The sequence below is a fragment of the Streptomyces malaysiensis subsp. samsunensis genome, assembly GCF_024519315.1.
Taxonomy (GTDB): Bacteria; Actinomycetota; Actinomycetes; order Streptomycetales; family Streptomycetaceae; genus Streptomyces; species Streptomyces malaysiensis.
Window position 1 is genome coordinate 13,439 of record NZ_JANIIC010000041.1, and the last position, 20,119, is coordinate 33,557.

Sequence of the window (20,119 nt, forward strand, 5' to 3'; positions counted from 1 at the left end):
GCCGAACGGCCGCCGCTTTCCGGCCCCGGTCACGCTCCATGGTCAGGTGGGCAGATGGTCCAGGCGGCGCAGGATGACGCCCTCGCGCAGCGCCCACGGGCAGATCTCCAGCTGGTCCACGCCGAACAGATCCATCGCGGCCTCCGCCACCAGCGCCCCGGCCGGGAGCTGCCCGGCCCGGCCCTCGGAGACCCCGGGCAGCTCGGCCCGTTCCTGAGTGGACATGACGGCCAGCTTGGGCACCCACTCCTCCAGCGCCCGGCGGGTGAGCCGGCGCTCCACGTACAGCCCCTCGGCGGAGCGCGCGGCGCCGGTGATCCTGGCCAGCTGCTTGAACGTCTTGGAAGTGGCCACCACATGGTCCGGTGCGCCATGACGGCTGAAATCGCCGACGCTCCGGGCGATCTCGGCCCGCACATGGCGCCGCAGGGCCCGTACGTCGGCCGTGTCCGGCGGGTCGCCGGGCAGCCAGGATCCGGTCAGCCGGCCGGCCCCCAGCGGCAGCGAGACCGCCGCGTCGGGCTCCTCGTCCATGCCGTACGCGATCTCCAGCGAACCGCCGCCGATGTCCAGGACCAGCAGCTTCCCCGCGGACCAGCCGAACCAGCGGCGGGCGGCCAGAAAGGTGAGCCGCGCCTCGTCCGCGCCGCTGAGCACCTGGAGCCGTACCCCGGTCTCCTCGGTGACCCGGGCCAGGACCTCATCGGCGTTGGACGCCTCGCGGACGGCGGAGGTCGCGAACGGCAGAACGTCCTCGACGCCCTTGTCCTCGGCCGCCTCCAGCGCCTCCATGACCACCGCGATCAGGCGGTCGACACCTTCGGGGCCGATGGCCCCGTCCCCGTCGAGGAGTTCGGCCAGCCGCAGTTCGGCCTTGTGCGAATGCGCGGGCAGCGGGCGCGCGCCGGGGTGGGCGTCCATCACGAGCAGATGAACTGTATTCGAACCCACGTCGAGGACACCGAGTCTCATGACGTGAACGCTACTGCTCCCGCCTTGGTGTCATGCACAGGTCCCCCGCGATCTCGCACAGCGGCAGCGCCGCCGTGTGTACGCGGTCCCCACCTTCGGCTTTTCGCCGGTCGGCCGCCTACCCTTGCACCGTGGCAAAGACGAAAAAGGCGAAGCGGGACAAAGGCCGGAAGAACGCCCTGGAGTGGGCGGCCAAGGAGCCGACCACGTCCGAGGCCGTGGATGCCGGGACCGGGGGCGCCGGGGCCGAGGGCGCCGGGGCCGGGGCCGGGGCTGCCGAGGACGAGGTCGGTCTTGACTTCGCCCGCGCCTGGGTCGAATTCCCCGACCCGGCCGACGACGAACAGCTCTTCCGATGCGATCTGACCTGGCTGACCTCCCGGTGGACCTGCATCTTCGGCCAGGGCTGCCAGGGCATCCAGGCGGGGCGGGCCAGCGACGGCTGCTGCACGCTGGGCGCGCACTTCTCCGACGAGGACGACGAGGCGCGGGTCGGACGCCATATGGCCCGGCTGACCCCGAAGATCTGGCAGTTCCACGACGAGGGGCACGCCTCGGGGTGGGTCCAGGAGGACGAGGACGGCGAACGGCAGACCCGGCGCCACAAGGGCTCGTGCATCTTCCAGAACCGGCCGGGCTTCGCGGGCGGCGCGGGCTGCGCACTGCACATCCTGGCGCTGCGGGAGGGTCGCGAGCCGCTGGAGACCAAGCCGGACGTCTGCTGGCAGCTGCCGGTGCGCCGGTCCTACGACTGGATCGACCGGCCGGACGACACCCGGGTGCTGCGGATCACCATCGCCGAGTACGACCGGCGCGGCTGGGGGCCTGGCGGCCACGACCTGCACTGGTGGTGCACGTCGGCCACCTCGGCGCACGGCGGCGGGGAGCCGGTGTTCCGCTCGTACCGGCCGGAACTCACGGAGCTGATGGGCAAGGGCGGCTACGACCGGCTGGTCGAGCTGTGCGAGCAGCGCATGGCGTCCTCGCTGCCGCTGCTGGCGCCGCACCCGGCGGATCCGAGAGGTCCGATGGATTCGGCACACCCGGCGGGTGGGACTGACTGACGCGGCTGGATCGCTCGCGTCAGTCAGTCCCACCGGCCTAGTCGATCCGGCGGACCCGGCGGAAGGGGCCGACTGACGCGAGCGATCCAGCCGCGTCGGGCCTCACCAGTCCGGCCGACCCGGCAAACCTGGCGGACCCGGCTGACGCGGCAGACGGACGCGGGCGATCCGGGCCGCCCCACCGATCAGCCCATCCAGCGAACCCGCCGAAGAGGCCGTTGCGGCGGATGGGACGGACTGACGCGAGCGATCCGGCCGCGCCCCTCACCCCACCGGTCCGGCCGCTCCGGTGAGCCTGGCCGAAGGGGCCGTTGCGGCGGGTGGGGCTGGCTGACACGAGCGATCCGGCCGCGCCCCTCACCCCACCGGTCCGGCCGCTCCGGTGAGCCCGGCGGACCCGGCCGATCCGGTCTACTGACACGGCCGTGTCGACGTAATGGCCGGTCCTGTGTCTGCCCACCGGTCGGCGTGCGCCGCCACTGGCGGGACTTCGCCGCCGCTCATGCCCAGCCCTTCGGCACCACCGACCGGTGTCCAGTCCGCCGACCGGCGCGTCCAGCCCGCCCACCGGCGCGTCCTGTCCGCGTACCCGACGCGTCCGGGCCCCCGGTCGGCGTGTGCGGCCCGCCGGTCGAGGTGGTCGGGTCTGCCGAGGTCGAGCGGGCCGGGCAGCCGGTCGACGCCCCCGGGCAGCCGGTCGACGGCTCCGGGCCGCCGCTGGTCGCCTCCGAGCCATCCGTCGGCGCACGTCCGGGCCAACCGCGGACGCGTGCCCCGCCGCCAACCCCCGACGCGCGCCCCCGCCGCCAACCGCCGACGCGCGTGTCGTGTCCGTCAGCGCCGTCAGCGCCGTCAGCCGACGTTCCCGGGCCGTGGCTCAGCGTTTCGCGGCGGGGGCGTCGGGGGGCGTGGGCGAGGGGTTGCCCGGTGCCGAGGTCGGGTCGCCGGAGGGGTCCGTGGGGGTGGGCGTGGGGTCGGGGGCCGTGCCGCGGCCCTCGATCCGCACCACCGCGCCCGCCGGGTCCACCGAGACCCGTGCGCTCCAGTGACCGGCCGGTTCCCGGCCGTGGTCCACCGAGACCGTGATGGTGCTGGAGTCGCCGGGCCGCAGCACCCCGGACGCGTGGTTCAGCCGGAGCCAGGACGCCCCGGCGGAGGCCGACCAGTGGACCGGTGCGCCGCCGGACGCGGTGAGTGTGATGACCGTCACCTCGCCCTCGGGGTGTGCCGTGACCGTGAGCCGTCCAGGGCCGGGGACCGGCCGGGAGGGTCCGGAGCCGTCCCCGGGGCGGCCGCCACCGGCCGGGGAGCCGTCATGGTGCGAGGCGCCGCCGCCCTTGTGGCCCGGTCGCCGCACCGCGCCATCCGCGCCGAGGACCTCGACCGACACATCCGACGCACCCCGGCCCGCCCTGGTGCTCCGCGGCCCGGAGCCGATCCGGGTGCCGGAACGGTCCTGCGCGCTGCCGGTCTGCTCGTACGAGCGCCGGGCGGGCCGGTCCTGACCGGCCGGGGCCTGGTCCGCGCCGTCCACGTCGGCGGCGGCCACGGAGTCCGTGTCGCGCTCGTCACCGGCGAGCGGGGCGCCCCGGTAGGCGGCCCACAGCGCGAGCACCGGGGCCGCCACGACCGCGGCGACCACCGTCGTGGTCATCGCGCGGCTGCGCATCCGGCTACGGCGAGCGGCCCGGTCCTGGGGCTCCAGGGGAAAGCCGCGCCGGTCGAACCGCGGCCCGGCGCCCACGCGGGCGGGGCGCCCGCCGAGCGCGCTCAGCATCGCGGCGTGCACGGCGGCGCGGGGGGCCTCCACCACCGGCAGCGCGGCGGGCGCGGCGGCCGTACCGGGCCAGGGCCCGTCGGCCGTGGCGCGCTCGGCCATCCGGCGGCACTCGCGGCAGTCGTCCACATGGCGCACCAGCTCACGGCGGAGGGCGGCGGAGAGCAGCACCTGGGTGTCGCCCGCGAGCCGCGCGACGACCGGGCAGTGGCCGAGCTCGACGACGGCGAGCGCGGCGCGGGTCCGCTCGACCTCGCAGGCGGCGCTGGAGAGCAGGGCGCGGGTCTCCTCCCGGTCCTTGCCGAGCACGGCGGCCACCTCGGAGGGGCCCAGCCGGTGGCGCACCGCGAGCTCGAGCGCCTCGCGCTGCTCGGCGGTGGTCCCGGCGGCCTCCGGCCAGGCCAGCGCGGCCAGTTCGCGGCGGCGCTGAGCGGCGATGGGCTCGGGCAGCCCGGCCTCGTCGCCGTCGCCCGGGGTGTCCGTCCCCGAACGGCCGCGGCGCTCGGCCAGTTTGCGCAGACAGGCCCAGCGGGCGACCGCGTAGAGCCAGGGGCGGGAGAGCTCGCCCGCCTCGTTCACCCGGCCGCGCCCCCGGCCGGGGCGGCGCTCGGCGACCGCCAGCACATCCCCCACCGCGACGGCGGCGGCGTCGTGCTCGCACAGGGCCGACAGGCAGTAGGTGAACAGGCCGTCGAGATACGGCTCATAGCGTTCGGGAGGCCGCTGGGGGCGGGTGGTGGTGGAGCGGGGCGCACGGCGCCGCCCCCGCTGTGCGCCGGTGGGCTGTGTCGAGTGCTCGGACCTGCTGCTCATCACCCGGTGACGGTAGGCGGATGATGCAGACTTCCTCGCGCCACTTGCGCTGTTTTAACCCTTACGGGTGACCATCTCCCTCATAAGGGGACAGGTGTCCCACCCCGGTGGCCGCAACCTGCTATGCGCCCTGGCGCCCTCCGGCGGTGCCGTCACCAGCGCCGTTCGGCTCTGTCGGCGGCCGACGCTAGCGTTACGCCATGGCTGCCCGTAGCTCCTCCCGCTCATCCGCCAAGGACCGCCCCTCCTACCGCTGTACGGAGTGCGGCTGGACCACCGCCAAGTGGCTCGGCCGCTGCCCGGAATGCCATGCGTGGGGCACGGTCGAGGAGTACGGGACGCCCGCGGTGCGGACCACCACGCCCGGCCGGGTCACCTCCGCCGCCGTGCCCATCGGCCAGGTGGACGGCCGTCAGGCCACCGCGCGGACCACGGGCGTGGACGAGCTCGACCGGGTGCTCGGCGGCGGGCTGGTCCCCGGCGCCGTCGTGCTGCTCGCCGGGGAGCCCGGGGTCGGCAAGTCCACCCTGCTGCTGGACGTGGCGGCCAAGGCCGCCTCCGAGGAGCGCCGCACGCTCTACATCACCGGTGAGGAGTCGGCGAGCCAGGTGCGGCTGCGCGCCGACCGCATCGGCGCGCTCAGCGACCATCTCTACCTGGCCGCCGAGACCGACCTCTCCGCGGTCCTCGGCCACCTCGACTCGGTCAAGCCCTCGCTGCTGGTCCTGGACTCGGTGCAGACCGTCGCCTCGCCCGAGATCGACGGCGCGCCGGGCGGGATGGCTCAGGTGCGCGAGGTGGCCGGGGCACTCATCCGCGCGTCCAAGGATCGCGGGATGTCCACCCTGCTCGTGGGCCATGTCACCAAGGACGGCGCCATCGCGGGGCCCCGGCTGCTGGAGCATCTGGTCGATGTCGTCCTGCACTTCGAGGGCGACCGGCACGCCCGGCTGCGCCTGGTCCGCGGGGTGAAGAACCGCTACGGGGCGACGGACGAGGTCGGCTGCTTCGAGCTGCACGACGAGGGCATCACCGGGCTCGCCGACCCCTCCGGGCTGTTCCTCACCCGCCGTGACGAGCCGGTGCCGGGCACCTGTCTGACGGTCACCCTGGAGGGCCGCCGGCCGCTGGTGGCCGAGGTGCAGGCGCTCACCGTTGACTCCCAGATCCCCTCCCCCCGCCGCACCACCTCCGGTCTGGAGACCTCCCGGGTCTCGATGATGCTCGCCGTGCTGGAGCAGCGCGGCCGGATCAGCGCGCTGGGCAAACGGGACATCTACAGCGCCACGGTGGGCGGGGTGAAGCTGTCCGAGCCCGCCGCGGACCTCGCGGTGGCGCTCGCGCTGGCCAGCGCCGCCAGTGACACCCCGCTGCCCAAGAACCTGGTGGCGGTGGGCGAGGTGGGGCTCGCGGGCGAGGTCCGGCGGGTCACCGGCGTACAGCGGCGGCTGTCGGAGGCGGCCCGGCTCGGCTTCACCCACGCCCTGGTGCCGGGCGATCCGGGCCGGATACCGGACGGGATGCGGGTGCTGGAGGTCGCGGACATCGGGGACGCGCTGCGGGTGCTGCCGCGGCGGCGGGAGCGTGGCGAAAAGGCGCGGGCGGAAGCAGAGGGCAATGGCTGAGGTGAACGGTGGCTGCGGCTGAGGCTGCGGCTGCGGCTGAGACGAACGGTGGCTGAGGCAGCGGGCCATGTCCGTGTCCGAGGTGGCGGGCCGTGTCCGAGCCGATGGTGGCGGACCGTGTCCGAAGCGGTGGTAGCGGGCCGTGTCCGAGGTGGCGGTGGCGGGCCGTGTCCGAGGTGGCGGCCCTCGGCCGAGGCGGCGGTCCGTGGCTGAGGCACCGTCGGAGCACCCGCGGGAGCATGGCCGAGCGCACAGCCGAGTGCGCTGGTGAAGGCGTGCGGCAGGGGGTGGCGAGCCGGGTGGCGCGCGGCCCAGGGGGAGTCACACTCCGCTTCACGGCTACGGGCGTACGCCGGGAGACCCCACGGGAGGCCGGTGGCCGCCGGTAGACTTTGCCCTGGTCTCGCCCATACGTGGCCTCGCGCATCGGCATGGCAGGGCGACTCGTGGCACCGACAGACCTTGCGACGGAGGAGTGCAGTGGCAGCAGGCGACCGGGCAACGGCACCCGGCAAGGCCGACGGTCTGATGCGTGCCTCCCTGAGCGCGGTCGCGCCCGGCACGGCGCTGCGCGACGGCCTCGAGCGCGTTCTCCGGGGAAACACCGGCGGGCTGATCGTGCTCGGCACCGACAAGACCGTCGAGTCGCTGTGTACCGGCGGCTTCGTCATCGACGTCGAGTTCACCGCGACCCGGCTGCGCGAGCTGTGCAAGCTGGACGGCGCGCTGGTCCTCGACAAGGACATCACCAAGATCGTGCGGGCCGGGGTGCAGCTGGTGCCCGACGCGGCGATCCCCACCGAGGAGACCGGCACCCGGCACCGCACCGCGCAGCGCGTCTCCATCCAGACCGGGTTCCCGGTGGTCTCGGTCAGCCAGTCGATGCGGCTGATCGCGCTGTATGTGGACGGTCAGCGGCGGGTCCTGGAGGATTCGGCGGCGATCCTGTCCCGCGCCAACCAGGCGCTGGCCACGCTGGAGCGCTACAAGCTCCGCCTCGACGAGGTGGCGGGCACGCTCTCGGCGCTGGAGATCGAGGACCTGGTCACCGTCCGGGATGTGAGCGCGGTCGCACAGCGGCTGGAGATGGTCCGCCGCATCGCCACCGAGATCGCGGAGTACGTGGTCGAGCTGGGCACCGACGGCCGGCTGCTCTCCCTCCAGCTGGACGAGCTGATCGCGGGCGTGGAGCCGGAGCGTGAGCTGGTGGTGCGGGACTACGTCCCCGAGCCGACCGCCAAGCGCACCCGTACGGTGACCGACGCGCTCGCCGAGCTGGACCGGCTGACCCACGCCGAGCTGCTCGAACTCCCCATCGTGGCCCGGGCGCTGGGGTATACCGGCTCGCCCGAGACCCTCGACTCGGCGGTCTCGCCGCGCGGCTTCCGGCTGCTGGCGAAGGTGCCGCGGCTTCCGGGCGCCATCATCGAGCGGCTCGTGGAGCACTTCGGGGGCTTGCAGAAGCTGCTGGCGGCGAGCGTGGACGACCTCCAGATGGTGGATGGCGTGGGCGAGGCGCGGGCGCGCTCGGTCCGCGAGGGGCTGTCGCGGCTGGCGGAGTCGTCCATCCTGGAGCGGTACGTCTAGCTCTGGGCGCGCCGTACGTCTGTGGGGTGCGCGGTGGGTCTTTCCCCTCCCCGCCCCTTCCCGTAACCATGGGCTCCGCCCCTGGACCCCAAAGCCCTACCATGCGGCGGCGCCACAGGAGGGGGCAGCCCCAGCCACGGCCCCCGCGCCGCAGCCCCGGCCACGGAGCCTGCGCCGCAGCCCCGGCCACGGAGCCCGGGACGCAACCCCGGTTACGGACCCTGGGGCCAGCCCCAGTTACGGAGCCCGACGCACAACCCCGACCACGGAGCCCCGGGCGGAGCCCCAGCTACGGAGCCCGGGACGCAACCCCGGCCACGGGGCCCGGGACGCAGCCCTAGTTACGGAACCCGGGACGCAACCCCGGCCACAGGCCCCGAGGCGCAACCCCAGTTACAGAGCCCCGGCCACGGGCCCCGGGGCCAGCCCCAGTTACAGAGCCCGGGACGCAACCCCGGCCACAGGCCCCGGAACACAACCCCGGCCACAGGCCCCGGAACACAACCCCGGCCACAGGCCCAGGGGCCAGCCCCAGTTACAGAGCCCTAGCGCACCCTGGCTACGGGGCCCCGGGCGGAGCCCCAGCTACGAGCCCGAGACACAACCCCGGCCACGGGATCCTGGGCCACAACCCCAGTTACGGAGCCCGAGGCACAACCCCGGCCACAGGCCCCCGGCCGCAACCCCGGCCACAGGCCCCGGGGCGGGGCTCCGGCTGCGGGGTCCGGGGCGGAGCTCCGGTTTCGGGGAGGGGCGGGTAGGGGAGCAGGCCGCCGCAGGCGTCACGGTCCGGCGGACACCTCCTGGCCGAGGCAGATCCAGCTGGCCAGGGTGGGTCCAGCGGTGGGGCGCGGCGCCCGCGTGATCGTGGACGCGGCCGCGAAAGCCGCTGGTCAGTCCTTCTCGAGGACGAACGACACCTTCGCCGTGCCGAGGCCGTCCACCTTCACCTCGACCAGATAGGTGCCGGGCTTGGCCGACGCGCTGCCCGACGGGGTGGCGCAGTGCTCGGCGCTGCGCTTGCGGTCCCACTCCACGGTGCGCTTGGCCTGGCCGGAGCCCGCCACCTCGATCAGCGCGGAGGCGCTGCCCTCCGGGCAGTCGCCGGAGGCCCAGACGTGGGCGTTCTGGGCGTCGGTGATGGTCAGCGAGGCCGCCGTGCGGCCGAAGTCGACCTTGCAGGAGCTCGACTTGGTGTTCTTCACGACGATCTCGAAGGTGGGCTTCTCGCCCGGCGCCCAGGTGTTCTTGACCTTGGAGTCCTTGACGCTGCGCACCGTCAACTCCGCGTCACCGGAGCGGCAGTCCGGCAGGCTCGACCCGGCGGGCAGACCCCGCCCGGTCCCGGTGCCGATGCCACCGCCCGCGCGGCCACCGCCCGAAGAGCCGCCCGTGCCACCCGCACCGCCGGAGCCGCTGCCGCCGGCGGTGTCCTTACCGCCGTCGTCCGAGCCGCCGCCGCTGCCGCCGGAGTCGCCGGAGCCCGAGCCGCCGTTGTCCGACTCGTCGCGTCCGCCCGGCCGTTCGCTGTTGACCGGCCCGGAGGAGGAGGGTCCCGGGGTGATCGTGCTCGCGGGTCCCCCGCCACCCGATCCCTTGCCCTCGTCACTTCCGCCGCCGCCCGAACCACCCCAGCCGAAGGCCCAGATGACCACGAGAACGATGGCGATGAAAAGGGCGAGCGCAACGGCCCTCCGCCGCCAGTAAATGGAGGAGGGAAGCGGCCCGATCGGATTGCGCAGAGATCCCACGCGGAAACTCTACGAGAGATCGGGAGCGGTACCGGCCAATAACCCCCGCTACGGGCCCTACTTTTCTCATGATCCGACCGGATCCCGCACATGAGGGGTCCACAAGGCGTCCACGAGGTCACCCCGAGATCACCCCGAGATCACGAAAAGACCGCACCCAGGCGCGGCGAGCGTCCATCCGTTCCCTTGTCGGCGCCCGGATCGCACGATTTGGCAACGACTGGAGCGGCTCGACCCGAACGCCCGCGCCCTGGGCCCCGCGAGCCGCCCCGTCGTGTCAGGATCGAGGGCGATGACTGCCATTTCCGCTTCCGCCGTCCCGGCCGCCGCCTCCTCCGACCCCGACGGAGCCGCGCTGCACCGGCCCGTGATCGACTGGTTCGACGCGCACGCGCGCGACCTGCCCTGGCGCCGCCCCGAGGCCGGCGCCTGGGGTGTGATGGTGAGCGAGTTCATGCTCCAGCAGACCCCGGTGAACCGGGTGCTGCCGGTGTACGAGCAGTGGCTCGCCCGCTGGCCGCGCCCCGCCGACCTGGCCGCCGAGCCGCCCGGTGAGGCGGTCCGCGCCTGGGGCCGGCTCGGCTATCCGCGCCGGGCGCTTCGGCTGCACGGCGCCGCGGCCGCCATAAGGGAGCGGCACGGCGGTGACGTGCCGCGTGACCACGCCCAGTTGCTGGCGCTGCCGGGCGTGGGTGAGTACACGGCGGCGGCCGTGGCCTCGTTCGCGTACGGCCAGCGCCATCCGGTGCTGGACACCAATGTCCGCCGGGTGTTCGCGCGCGCGGTCAGCGGTGCGCAGTACCCGCCGAACGCCACCACCGCCGCCGAGCGCAAGCTGGCCCGGCTCCTGCTCCCGGAGGAGGAGCCGACCGCGGCGCGCTGGGCGGCCGCCACGATGGAGCTGGGCGCGCTGATCTGCACGGCCCGCACCCCCGACTGCGCGCGCTGCCCGATCGCCGCGCTGTGCGCGTGGCGTCAGGCCGGTTCCCCGGAGCACGACGGACCGCCGCGGCGCGGCCAGACCTACGCGGGTACGGACCGCCAGGTGCGCGGCAAGCTGCTCGCGGTGTTGCGGGAGGCCGTGACACCGGTACCGCAGACGACGCTGGATCAGGTGTGGGACGAGCCGGTGCAGCGGGCCCGCGCGCTGGACGGGCTGGTCTCCGACGGGCTGGTCGAACCGCTTTCCGGCGGGCTCTACCGGCTGCCGCTGACCTGAGAACATCCCTCGTCACGGCCCTGTCTGTGACAGACCTGTGACACCCCCAGGACCCGGTTCCGACATCCCGTCGGACCGGGTTCCGTTGTTACACAACCTATGGATAGCTGTGCGTTCGCCGAGGCGCAGATGCGCATGGCGCCGCAACAGCGCCTCCGTAGCGTCCTTCCCGTGCCGAGCGAAGAGCCGGTCACATCAACGGTGGGGAAGACGCGGCGAGTGAGCCAAAGGAGCGCGTCGCTGTCGTAAGGGAGAGCGCGCAGGCCGCGAGGAACGAGCGGCCGAGCACGGTCGACCGTCGACAGGGGGCACCTCCCAGCGGTAGCTGGGGGAGGCGGAAGCGCCCCGGAGGCGAACCGAGCCCAAAAGGCGGATGGAGGCTGCACACCATGAGCAGCGGCAATGTTCTGGACTTTGAGGAGTACGTGCGGAATCGGCAGGACGCGCTGCTGCGCAGCGCCCGTCGGCTGATCCCGGACCCGGTCGAGGCACAGGATCTGCTCCAGACCGCCTTGGTGCGCACCTACGGCCGCTGGGACGGCATAGCGGATAAATCGCTCGCCGATGCCTATCTCCGGCGCGTGATGATCAACACCCGTACCGAGTGGTGGCGCGCCCGCAAGCTGGACGAGGTGCCCACCGAGCAGCTTCCCGAGGCGAGTGTCGACGACGGCACCGAGCAGCACGCCGACCGCGCCCTGTTGATGGACATCCTCTCGGTGCTGGCTCCCAAGCAGCGCAGTGTCGTGGTCCTGCGACACTGGGAGCAGATGACGACCGAAGAGACCGCGGAGGCGCTCGGAATGTCGACCGGAACGGTCAAGAGCACACTGCACCGGGCGCTGGCCCGGCTGCGGCAGGAGCTGGAGAGCCGCGATCTGGACGCCCGCGCGCTCGGCCGTCAGGACGGGGACACCAAGCCGGCCGCCAACGTCCGGCGGCACACGGGTCGGGTCCGGCGCGCCCGCCAGGAGCGGGGGCAAGAACGGTGCGCGGCCTGACCAGGGCCTCTCCTGGCAGAACAGCCATGATCACCGGCGGTGCGGTCGTGGGCCTCGCGGCCGCCGGCGGCTGGATGCTGGCCGGATACGGCGCCGCGGACCAGGGTGTGCGCAAGGAGGGACCGGCGCGCACCGAGTGGGCCTCGGCCGCCGACTCGGGTGCGTACACGAGCGGACACGGCTCGGGCCGGTCGTCACCGGCCGGGCAGAAGGTCGACGCGATCAAGCTGGTCAAGGCGGATCCGAGCGTCAGCGGCGACCTGAAGGCGAACCTCAAGCCCTGCGCCAAGGGCAAGGGGCCCGACGGCAAGCGGAAGATCGAGGGCTACCCGGTGGACGTGACGTACGGCCGGCTGACCGGGGCCTCCCCCTCCGACCTGGTCATCAACGTCATGACCTGCGCCGATGGCTTCGGCATCGGCTCGTATGTGTACCGCAAGGTGGGCGACCGGTATGTGAACGTCTTCAGCGACGAGCAGCCGCCGGTCTACGCCGATGTCGCCAAGGACGCGCTGCGGGTGACCAAGCTCTCCTACACCTCGGGGGACTCGGTCTGCTGCCCGTCGAGCGAGACCGTGGTCACCTACCGCTGGGCCGGGGCCGACCGGACGTTCACGGTGCGGTCCCGCAAGTACACCGACTACAGCAAGAATGTGCCCAAGGACGACGCGACCCCGGTGCCCGCCGCGAGCGCCGGCGACGGAACGGAAGGCTGAAGCGAGGCTGTGGCCGAGACCCATGTGCTCTTCGTCGAGGACGACGATGTCATCCGTGAAGCCACGCAGCTCGCCCTGGAGCGCGACGGCTTTCTCGTGACGGCCGCGCCCGACGGGCTGACCGGCCTCGAGCGCTTCCGCGCCGACCGCCCCGATATCGCGCTGCTCGATGTGATGGTTCCGGGCCTGGACGGGGTCAGCCTGTGCCGCCGGATCCGCGATGAGTCGACCGTTCCCGTGATCATGCTCTCGGCGCGCGCTGACTCCATCGATGTGGTGCTCGGCCTCGAAGCCGGCGCCGACGACTATGTGACCAAGCCCTTCGACGGCGCGGTGCTGGTCGCCCGCATCCGGGCCGTACTGCGCCGCTTCGGCCACGCCAGCGGCCCCGGCGGGCGGGGCGGGGAACCCGTCCCCGAGGAGCCCGACGGCGGGGTGCTGCGCTTCGGCGATCTGGAGGTCGACCCCGAGGGCATGGAGGTCCGCAAGGGCGGCCGGCGGGTCGCGCTCACCCCGACCGAGATGCGGCTGCTGCTGGAGTTCTCGGCCGCGCCCGGCACTGTGCTCTCCCGCGACCGGCTGCTGGAGCGGGTCTGGGAGTACGGCTGGGGCGGGGACACCCGGGTCGTGGACGTCCATGTGCAGCGGCTGCGCGGCAAGATAGGCCAGGACCGGATCGAGACGGTCCGCGGCTTCGGCTACAAGCTCAAGGGCTGAGCGGCGTTGCGGCGGTTCGCACTGCGCACCGGGCTGCGGTGGAAGGTCAGCCTCGCCATCGCCGCCGTGAGCACGCTCGTCGCGGTCGTGCTGAGCCTCGTCGTCCACAACGCGGCCCGCGTCTCGATGCTCGACAACAGCCGCACCGTGATGGACGAGCGGGTGAAGGTCGCCCAGCGGTGGTACGAGCAGTCCCGGGTGCTGGGGTTCGGCGCCAAGCTGGACGATCCGCACCTGCCCGAGCAGCTGAAGAAGGAGGCGTGGCGCGGCCAGCGCGCCACCTATCTGGAGGACTCCGGCACCGGCACCCCCGAGGTGTGGGCCTCGGTACCGCTGCGGAACGGCAAGGTGCTGTCCGTCCACACCAAGTTCCAGGACCGCTTCGCGGTCCTCAACGACCTCGACCGGGTGCTGATCATCGGCTCGTTGTCGGTGGTGCTGGGCGGTATCGCGCTCGGTGTGCTCGTCGGCGACCAGCTCTCCCGGCGGCTGCGCAAGGCGGCCACCGCCGCCCGCAAGCTGGCCGAGGGCGACTCCGAGGTCCGCGTGCGCGAGGCGATCGGCGGCCGGGTGCGCGATGAAACCGACGATCTGGCGCGTGCGGTCGACGGTATGGCCGAGGCGCTCCAGCAGCGGCTGGAGGCCGAGCGCCGAGTCACCGCCGATATCGCACACGAGCTGCGCACCCCGGTCACCGGGCTGCTCACCGCCGCCGAACTGCTGCCGCCCGGCCGCCCCACCGAGCTGGTGCGGGACCGGGCGCAGGCGATGCGCACCCTGGTCGAGGACGTCCTGGAGGTCGCGCGGCTGGACGGCTTCGCGGAGCGCGCGGAGCTCCAGGAGATCGCCGTGGCCGAGTTCATCACCCGCCGGGTGCGGACGGTGGCCCCCGACGCGGTGATCAACGTGGTGCGCGACGCCCATGTCTCCACCGACCCACGGCGGCTGGAGCGGATCATGGGCAATCTGCTGGCCAACGCCGCACGGCACGGCAAACCGCCCTTCGAGGTCACCGTCGAGGGACGGATACTGCGCGTCCGCGACCACGGCGCCGGCTTCCCGGAGGAGCTGCTGAAGGACGGGCCCAGCCGGTTCCGCACCGGCAGCAAGGACCGCGCGGGCACCGGGCACGGCCTGGGGCTGACCATAGCCGCGGGCCAGGCGCGGGTGCTGGGCGCCCGGCTGACGTTCCGCAACGCCGATCCGCTGATGGACAGCGGTGACGGGACGGAGGGCGAGTGCCGGGGCGCGGTCGCCGTGCTCTGGCTGCCGGAGTCGGCGCCCACCAACACCGGCAGCTTCCCGATCATCGAGGTGCCGGACTGAGACTCGGCTCGGGGGCGCTCGGCTAAAGACCGCTCGGCTCAGGAGCATCGCTCGCTCAGGAGCGCTCTGTTCAAGCGGTCTCAGCTCGAGGTACAGCCGTCCCAGGGCCGGCTGTAGTCCATCTCCTCGCGGGGCTGGGTGAACGAGAACCAGTTGCCGGAGTCGTCGCGGAAGAGCGCCTCGGTGCCGTACGGACGCTCCTGGGGCTCCTGGACGAACTCCACGCCCTTCGCCTTGAGCGCCTCGTAGTCCCGGTGGATGTCATCGGTGGTGATCACCCCGGGGCCGAGCACACCCTTGGCGACCAGCTTCCTGAGGGCCTCGGCGGACTCCGGGTCGAGCCCCGGCGAGCTGGGCACCATCAGGGTCAGCTGCACATCCGGCTGGTCCTTGGCGCCGACGGTCAGCCAGCGCATACCGCCGCCGCCCTCGCCGACGGTCATATCGGTGCGGATCTCGAAGCCCAGCTTCTCGGTGTAGAACTCCTTGGCCCGGTCCTGGTCGAGGACCCAGACGGTGACGATGGACATCCCCTTGATCATTGCTGCCTCCGGAGGTATCGGGATGGATCGCGCGCATCGCCGCGATGTCGCCACCGTAGGCAGCAGGGAGTCCGCCCCGCTTCTCAAGAATTGCTGTCCTCGGAATCGCCGGTCCCGGAGGGCGTCTCGCTCTCCTTGGCGCGGAGGGCACGGGCATCGCGCCCGCCGTACCAGAGCATGGCGTAGCACCCCGGGATGACCGCCGCGCCCCGGCCGACGTGCAGCTCCCGGTAGGCGGTGGGGGTGAGTCCGGTCTGCTTCTTGAAGCTGGTCGAGAAGGTGCCGAGGCTGCTGAAGCCGACGAGCGAGCAGATCTCGGTGACCGAGAGATTGGCCGAGCGCAGCAGCTCCTCGGCCCGCTCGATGCGGCGCCGGGTCAGGTACTGGCCGGGTGTGGAGCCGTAGGCGCCCTTGAAGGCGCGGATGAAGTGGTAGCGCGAATAGCCGGCGTGCGCGGCGACCGCGTCCAGGTCGAGCGGCTCGGCCCAGTCGCGGTCCATCACGTCCTTCGCGAGGCGCAGCCGGCGCAGGAGCGCCAGCCGCGCCTCGTCCGGCGAGGTCACCATGGGGCCGATGCTGTCATGCCCCGCTGACAGCGGCCGCACGGACGTGGGGCCCCTGCGAACTTCCGTTCACAGGGGCCCCACAGGAAGAGGAAGTCGTCGCTCAGACGGTCTCGGCGGCCGGCGCCGCCTCGGCCGGAGCCCCGTCGCTGTCGGCGGACTTGGCGGCGGCCCCGCGCAGCGGGACCTCCTTGACGAACCAGGCGGCGACGGCACCGATGATGCTGATCAGCGCGCCCCACAGGAACACCTGGTGGGCACCGCTGGCCACCGCGTGGGTGTACGCGTCCCTGATGGGCGGCGGCAGCAGCTTGAGGCTGGCCGGGTCGAGCTGGGCGCTTCCGGAGGTGATGGCCGCGGCCTTCCCGCCGCCCCGCTCGGTCATGGTGTCCCGCACCTGGCTGGTGAACAGGGCGCCGAGGATGGCGACGCCGAAGGAGCCGCCCAGGGTGCGGAAGAGGGTGGCGGAGGAGCTGCCGACGCCCATGTCCTTCATCTCGACGCTGTTCTGCGCCACGAGCATGGTCGTCTGCATCAGGCAGCCCATGCCCATGCCGAGCACCGCCATGTAGAGACCGGAGGTGAAGCGGGTGGTCTCGGTGTCCATCGTGGACAGCAGGAACATCCCGACGGTGATCAGCAGGCCGCCGACGATCGGGAAGATCTTGTACTTGCCGGTCTGGGTGGTGACCCGGCCCGCGACCAGCGAGACGACCAGCATGCCCAGCAGCATCGGGAGCAGCAGCAGCCCGGAGTTGGTGGCCGTGGCACCCTGGACGGTCTGCTGGTAGAGCGGCAGGAAGGTGGTCGAGCCGAACATCACGAAACCGGTGAGGAAGCCGATCGCGGTGACCAGCGTGAAGTTGCGGTTCCGGAAGATGTGCAGCGGCAGTACGGGCTCTGCGACCTTTGTCTCGACGTAGAGGAACGCGACGAGCGCGAGGACACCGAGCGCCCCGAGCCCGATGATCTCGAACGAGCCCCACGCGTACTCGTTGCCGCCCCAGGTGGTGATCAGCACGAGCGCGGTGATGCCCACGGTCAGCAGGGCCGCGCCGGTGTAGTCGATCCGTCCCTGGGAGCGCTTCTTGGGCAGGTGCAGCACCGCGGTGATCGCCGCGAGGGCGATGGCGCCGAGCGGAAGGTTGATGTAGAAGATCCAGCGCCAGCCGAGGTGGTCGGTGAGGGTGCCGCCGACCAGCGGGCCACCGATCATGGCCACGGCCATCACACCGGCCATGATGCCCTGGTAGCGGCCGCGCTCCCGGGGCGGCACCAGATCGCCGATGATCGCCATCACGCCGACCATCAGACCGCCCGCGCCCAGGCCCTGAATGGCCCGGAAGCCGATCAGCTCACCCATGCTCTGTGCCATACCGGACAGCGCCGAGCCGCCGAGGAAGATCACGATGGAGGTGAGGAAGACGCCCTTACGGCCGTACATATCGCCGAGCTTGCCCCAGATGGGGGTGGAGGCGGCGGTGGCCAGGGTGTACGCGGTCACCACCCAGGAGAGGTGGTCGAGGCCGCCGAGCTCGCCGACGATGGTCGGCATCGCGGTGCCCACGATCATGTTGTCGAGCATCGCGAGCAGCATCGCGATCATCAACGCGAAAATGACCACACTGGTGCTGCGCTGCTTCGGCCCGGCCTTGGCCGGGGGCTCCTGGACCGCCTGGGGGGCCTGAGCCGATCTCGAAGCGGATGGCGCTTCGTCGTCTGATTGTTTACGGACCATGTTCTCCGTCTCCCCCTGGGTGATGAGAGCCCTGACGCCCACTTACTTGCCGCCCGGCTAGTTCAGTACAGTGGAGACGGTAAGGCGCCAACTAGCCGGGCGTCAAGTAAGTTACGTTCGGCCTGCCGACGGCAGCCGCACCCAGCACAGGAGAGCACCATGGGCAGCACACCGCGGCGGGGCGACACCCGCCAGCGCATCCAGGACGTGGCCCTGGAGCTCTTCTCGGAGCATGGCTACGAGAAAACGTCACTGCGCGAGATCGCCGAGCGGCTCGAGGTCACCAAGGCGGCCCTCTACTACCACTTCAAGACCAAGGAGGACATCGTCCTCAGCCTGTTCCAGGACCTGGGCCGGCCGCTGGACGAGCTGATCGCCTGGGGCGAGCAGCAGCCGCGCACCCTGGAGACCAAGCAGGAGCTGCTGCGCCGCTACAACACGGCCCTGGACATCGGCGAGCCGCTGATGCGGTTCATGCAGGAGAACCAGGCGACGGTGCGCGAGCTCAGCATCGGCCAGATCTTCAAGAACCGGATGTTCGCGATGTCCGCCCTGATCCGGGACCCAGAGGCGCCCCTGGTCGACCAGGTCCGCAGCATCACCGCGCTGTTCAGCATGCATGCGCGGATGTTCGCGCTCCAGACGGTCGAAGGCGACCCCGAGGACAAGCGCGAGGCTGTCCTGGAGGTCGCCCTCGATCTGCTGAAGCAGGCCCATGCGTCATCGGCGCACGGCTGAGAACGCGCGGTGGGCGATGACCGGCGTCAGACCTTGACGCCGTGGTCGCGGAGGAACTTGAGCGGCGCGACGGCGGAACCGTAGTTCGGCGTCGTACGGATCTCGAAGTGCAGGTGCGGGCCGGTGGAGTTGCCGGTGCTGCCGGACAGGCCGATCTGCTGGCCCTCGCGCACCGTCTGGCCGATCCGTACGTCGATCCGGGACAGGTGGGCGTACTGCGAGTACGTCGCGTTGTCGTGCTTGATCACTATCGCGTTGCCGTACGCGGGGCCGTCGCCGCCGCCGTTCGGGCCCGCCTTGACGACCACACCGTCGTGGGCCGCGTGCACCGGGGTGCCCGACGGCACGACGAAGTCCTGACCGCTGTGGTTGTGCGACCACAGGTTGCCGGCCAGGCCGAAGGCCGCACCGATCGTGTACTTGTCGACCGGGGTCTGCCAGTCGCTCGCCTTCGCGGCGGCCTTGGGAGCCGGGGCCTTGGCGACGGCCGGGCTGATGGACGGGGCGGAGGCGGGGGTGCCCGCCCCCACGGCGAACGCCGTCCCGGCGCCGAGCGCGAGCGAGGCACCCAGGCCCACGGCGACCACGGCGGCGCGTCCTCGGGACACGGACGTAAGCGAAAATCGGCGGTTTGTGGCGCGCGGGGCCATGGGAATACCTCCAGAGGCGTCTTTGGGACGCCTCTTGTTATCCCGTTCTCGTTAATAGGCCAAGGCGTTGTTCTACTAAGCGGGTACGTAGTCAATTGCCATCCGGGACGTTTCCCGAGCGGAATTCCCGGAAATCTCCATCACGCCCCTGACCTGCGAGATCCCCTATTTCCCGTAGTAGATCCCAAAAACCATGTGCGGGAAGTCACCTTCGCCGGGACTTTCGGATGTCCGATTCGGGACCAAGGGCCTTGGCCGCCTCGGTCACAACCGGGTTAGCCGGGCGTTAGCGGGGCGGCAGTGTCGCGGTAGTGGCCCCGGCCAGAGTTGTTGTCGTACCGAGCGGACCACGACACCGACCACTCTGGGGGACCCGAAATGCGCTCCAACTCCACTGCCCGCACCGCCCGCCGTCGCACCCTCCGCGTCGCCGCCGCAGTCCTGACCGCGGCCGCCGCCCTGACCCTGACGGCCTGCAACGACTCGGACGCCGGCAACGCGAAGTCCGCGGGCCAGGCCGACACGGCCCCGGCCGGGTCCGGCTCGTCGGGTTCCTCCGACGGTGCACAGGGTTCCTCCGACGGTGCGCAGGGTTCCGACGCCAAGGCCAAGGGGGGCTCGGAGACGGGCGCCGGGGAGAATGCGCCGGGCAGCGGACAGGCCGCCACCGAAGGCGGCGGCAGGGCGCACGCGGGCGTCGAGCGCTGCCACACCGAAAACCTGGAAGCCGCCTTCGCCACGGGTGAGGACGCGCTCCCGGTGCCGGAGGGGGACGCGGACGGCTCGACGACCGCCACCATCGTCCTGACGAACAAGGGCTCCTACTCCTGCAAGCTGGGCGGTTTCCCCGGTGTGGACCTGACCTCGGTGAACGGCGGCCAGCGCTGGTCGCTGGTCCGCTCCTCGCAGAAGTGGAGCTCCGTGGAGGTGGAGGCCGGCCAGAGCACCGAGTTCACCCTCAACCTCGCCTTCACCAAGGAGGAAGAGGGCTTCTATCAGCCGGCCTGGGTCGAGATCACCCCGCCCAACGAGACCGAGGCCCTCAAGATCGAGTGGCCCTGGGAGAGCGACACCCTCGTCGACCAGCGCGGTGCCACCCACCCCGGCACCTTCGTCAACCCCATCGGCTGACCGGCTCGGAGCCGCGCCATGAAGGTCCGCTGCCCCGCCGGTGCGTCACACCGGGGCAGCGGCCTTCCGTTTCACGGCGCGCGCCCGTAAAGGCCCTGAAACCCGGCGAGCCCACCCCGCATGCGGAGTGGGCTCGTCTCTTGAGCGCTGGGCAAGCCTTGCACCTGCATCTCCCCGCAGGAAGCGGGG

17 protein-coding genes are annotated in these 20,119 nt (G+C 72.2%); 10 read left to right on the top strand and 7 right to left on the bottom strand.

The window, feature by feature from the left end; all coding sequences use genetic code 11:
* Positions 1-42: 42 nt before the first annotated feature.
* A complete protein-coding gene (locus NQU54_RS30085) occupies positions 43-972 on the bottom strand; it encodes a Ppx/GppA family phosphatase (RefSeq protein WP_257633797.1) in 930 nt (309 codons plus the stop codon).
* A 218-nt stretch (positions 973-1,190) separates the two neighbouring features.
* Here NQU54_RS30085 and NQU54_RS30090 point away from each other — a divergent pair, with 218 nt between their 5' ends.
* Positions 1,191-2,036 carry a DUF3109 family protein gene (locus NQU54_RS30090; RefSeq protein WP_372506084.1) on the top strand — a complete coding sequence of 282 codons (846 nt, stop codon included), beginning with the start codon at positions 1,191-1,193 and terminating at the stop codon, positions 2,034-2,036.
* Positions 2,037-2,913: 877 nt separating this feature from the next.
* Here NQU54_RS30090 and NQU54_RS30095 read toward each other — a convergent pair.
* Positions 2,914-4,626 carry a BACON domain-containing protein gene (locus NQU54_RS30095; protein ID WP_257633799.1) on the bottom strand — a complete coding sequence of 571 codons (1,713 nt, stop codon included), beginning with the start codon at positions 4,624-4,626 and terminating at the stop codon, positions 2,914-2,916.
* A gap of 200 nt (positions 4,627-4,826) precedes the next feature.
* Between NQU54_RS30095 and radA the strand changes: the two genes are divergently transcribed.
* On the top strand, positions 4,827-6,251 hold the full coding sequence (gene radA, locus NQU54_RS30100) for a DNA repair protein RadA (RefSeq protein ID WP_257633800.1): 1,425 nt from the start codon (positions 4,827-4,829) through the stop codon (positions 6,249-6,251).
* 528 nt (positions 6,252-6,779) lie between these two features.
* Positions 6,780-7,838 carry a DNA integrity scanning diadenylate cyclase DisA gene (disA, locus tag NQU54_RS30105; protein ID WP_069873662.1) on the top strand — a complete coding sequence of 353 codons (1,059 nt, stop codon included), beginning with the start codon at positions 6,780-6,782 and terminating at the stop codon, positions 7,836-7,838.
* An 893-nt stretch (positions 7,839-8,731) separates the two neighbouring features.
* Here disA and NQU54_RS30110 read toward each other — a convergent pair.
* Positions 8,732-9,589, bottom strand: coding sequence for a hypothetical protein (locus NQU54_RS30110; RefSeq protein WP_257633801.1), 858 nt, complete (start codon positions 9,587-9,589; stop codon positions 8,732-8,734).
* A 292-nt stretch (positions 9,590-9,881) separates the two neighbouring features.
* Between NQU54_RS30110 and NQU54_RS30115 the strand changes: the two genes are divergently transcribed.
* The 5 genes from NQU54_RS30115 to cseC all read left to right on the top strand — a co-directional run bounded on the left by NQU54_RS30115 (position 9,882) and on the right by cseC (position 14,568).
* The gene (locus NQU54_RS30115) at positions 9,882-10,808 is read left to right on the top strand and encodes an iron-sulfur binding domain-containing protein (protein ID WP_069873517.1); all 927 of its coding nucleotides are present in this window, start codon (positions 9,882-9,884) and stop codon (positions 10,806-10,808) included.
* 389 nt (positions 10,809-11,197) lie between these two features.
* Complete coding sequence (locus NQU54_RS30120) at positions 11,198-11,809, top strand: SigE family RNA polymerase sigma factor (protein ID WP_069873518.1); 612 nt, start codon at positions 11,198-11,200, stop codon at positions 11,807-11,809.
* A 26-nt stretch (positions 11,810-11,835) separates the two neighbouring features.
* Complete coding sequence (locus tag NQU54_RS30125) at positions 11,836-12,525, top strand: hypothetical protein (RefSeq protein ID WP_257633802.1); 690 nt, start codon at positions 11,836-11,838, stop codon at positions 12,523-12,525.
* A gap of 9 nt (positions 12,526-12,534) precedes the next feature.
* The gene (gene cseB, locus NQU54_RS30130; RefSeq protein ID WP_069873528.1) at positions 12,535-13,242 is read left to right on the top strand and encodes a two-component system response regulator CseB; all 708 of its coding nucleotides are present in this window, start codon (positions 12,535-12,537) and stop codon (positions 13,240-13,242) included.
* A gap of 6 nt (positions 13,243-13,248) precedes the next feature.
* Positions 13,249-14,568, top strand: a complete 1,320-nt coding sequence (gene cseC / locus NQU54_RS30135; protein WP_257633803.1) for a two-component system sensor histidine kinase CseC — start codon at positions 13,249-13,251, stop codon at positions 14,566-14,568.
* 80 nt (positions 14,569-14,648) lie between these two features.
* Here cseC and NQU54_RS30140 read toward each other — a convergent pair whose 3' ends face one another.
* From NQU54_RS30140 to NQU54_RS30150, 3 genes are all read right to left on the bottom strand, one after another.
* Positions 14,649-15,110, bottom strand: a complete 462-nt coding sequence (locus tag NQU54_RS30140; protein ID WP_069873532.1) for a VOC family protein — start codon at positions 15,108-15,110, stop codon at positions 14,649-14,651.
* Between the two features lie 83 nt (positions 15,111-15,193).
* Positions 15,194-15,676: a helix-turn-helix domain-containing protein gene (locus NQU54_RS30145; RefSeq protein ID WP_257633804.1), complete on the bottom strand. Its 483-nt coding sequence runs from the start codon at positions 15,674-15,676 to the stop codon at positions 15,194-15,196.
* 100 nt (positions 15,677-15,776) lie between these two features.
* Positions 15,777-17,411 (bottom strand): MDR family MFS transporter, encoded by a 1,635-nt coding sequence (locus NQU54_RS30150; protein ID WP_306279199.1) that lies wholly within the window; start codon positions 17,409-17,411, stop codon positions 15,777-15,779.
* Between the two features lie 159 nt (positions 17,412-17,570).
* Between NQU54_RS30150 and NQU54_RS30155 the strand changes: the two genes are divergently transcribed.
* Positions 17,571-18,149: a TetR/AcrR family transcriptional regulator gene (locus tag NQU54_RS30155; RefSeq protein WP_257633806.1), complete on the top strand. Its 579-nt coding sequence runs from the start codon at positions 17,571-17,573 to the stop codon at positions 18,147-18,149.
* Positions 18,150-18,175: 26 nt separating this feature from the next.
* Here the strand turns inward: NQU54_RS30155 and NQU54_RS30160 are convergent, their stop codons facing one another.
* Positions 18,176-18,799, bottom strand: coding sequence for a M23 family metallopeptidase (locus NQU54_RS30160; RefSeq protein ID WP_257633807.1), 624 nt, complete (start codon positions 18,797-18,799; stop codon positions 18,176-18,178).
* A gap of 378 nt (positions 18,800-19,177) precedes the next feature.
* Between NQU54_RS30160 and NQU54_RS30165 the strand changes: the two genes are divergently transcribed.
* Complete coding sequence (locus NQU54_RS30165; protein ID WP_257633808.1) at positions 19,178-19,930, top strand: DUF4232 domain-containing protein; 753 nt, start codon at positions 19,178-19,180, stop codon at positions 19,928-19,930.
* Positions 19,931-20,119: the final 189 nt, after the last annotated feature.